At 40.0% G+C, this 1,591-nt stretch carries 1 protein-coding gene; it reads right to left on the bottom strand.

Going from position 1 to position 1,591, the window contains the following annotated elements:
• Positions 1–35 precede the first annotated feature (35 nt).
• Positions 36–1,286 (bottom strand): IS110 family transposase, encoded by a 1,251-nt coding sequence (locus Q1B07_RS26475; RefSeq protein WP_299095768.1) that lies wholly within the window; start codon positions 1,284–1,286, stop codon positions 36–38.
• Positions 1,287–1,591 lie beyond the last annotated feature (305 nt).

Raw genomic sequence — 1,591 nt, forward strand, 5'->3', positions numbered from 1 at the left:
GATGACTCAACTGGAAATATATGGTTAGTTTAGCGTCAAGTAGTTGTAACTTCCATCACTCGAAAGCCTTGACTTTTAGCTAATAAAATAGCTTGTTCTACCGTGATTTCACGGTTTACTGGAAGAACATCTGATTTTTTATATAATTCAGGATTATATGGTTCTTTCTTTTTGAGAATGTTGTATATAGCTGTTAAAAGCATTCGAGCAATGGCAATAATTGCTCGTTTGTGACCACGGCGTTTTTTAAGTTTTAAATAGCGGTTTCGAATTTCGGGATGCTTTTCACTTTTGACCACAGCGGTAGCGCACTGTACCAAAAGAGGCTTTATGTAGCAGCCTGCTCTCGAAATTCTTACTGATTTTTTCTTGCCGGCACTCTCGTTATTTGTGGGAGTAAGTCCTGCCCAGGAACATGCATGCTTAGCTGTCGGAAACACGTCCATATTAACACCAATTTCCGATACCACGGCAATGGCGGAAAAGATGTTCTTAAAGGACGGAACAGTTAAGATTAAGTTGATTTCTTCTGAGTAGGGCTCGGCAAGGGAAAGAATAATTTGTTCAAGGTCAGCTTTACGTGAGTAAAGGTCTTCATAGTGATGTTTAATCACCTTTAACTTTTCAGCTTGTTCCGGAGTAATAAATCCGTCAATGGCGAGCCCCAGTTCAGGAAGCTTTTTCTTCATGGAACCATGGATCAAAGGTTCAATATCAAAAGAAGTATCCATTGGATCTTCAAGGAGTTTTTCAATGATATTCATGGAGCTTTTGCCAAAGGTATCCGAAACCACATTTCCAAGCTGAATGTTAGACATCGTTAAACAGTTTTGAAGACGGTTCTTCTCACTCGACATAAAGTTCGTCAGTTTAAAACGGTATCGCATAAGGTCACGAAGTTGTCTGATCGCAAGCGGGGGCATAAAGCTTCCAGCTACAAGATCATGCTTAAATAAATCGGCAATCCATTTGGCATCTTTTTTGTCGGTCTTTTTGCCACGGATCGCCTTGACATATTTAGGATGCGCCAGAGTGATGTTGCAGGAATCTTCAAGTACATTAAACACAGGAATCCAGTATTTCCCGGTAGATTCCATACAGACATCCTTACAGTCGTTTTCACAAAGCCATTGTGACAGCTCTTTCAATCCTTTTGTATAGGTAGAAAAGCGATGGCGTTTGTAGGTAGTAACTCCTTTGTTGTTCGTTGAAGCAATACAGGCCACAACAAAGGTTTTGTGGACATCAATTCCACAACAGATGGGATAAACAATTTTTAAAGCCATAGGGAACGATCCTTTCAAAGGAATTATAGGGATAGACAGCATTGACTGATTGCCCAGCAATAAACGAGTAATGTTTATACAAAGATAAGTCTGCGTGCTCGAAGTCACACTTATTTGTGCTTGGAAAGACAATCTACACATATAAAAATGCGGTCACTCCACAACTGGAGCAGCCCACTCACCTCCACGTGATTTGTAGTTAACTGTTATCCCTATGGCTTTAGATTAATAAATAGACGCTCGAGGTACAAAACTTATTTCATTACGTTTTGTGCCTTGAGCGAAGCGAAAGGAATGGGTATAAA

The organism is uncultured Metabacillus sp. (genome assembly GCF_947503125.1).
Taxonomy (GTDB): Bacteria; Bacillota; Bacilli; order Bacillales; family Bacillaceae; genus Metabacillus.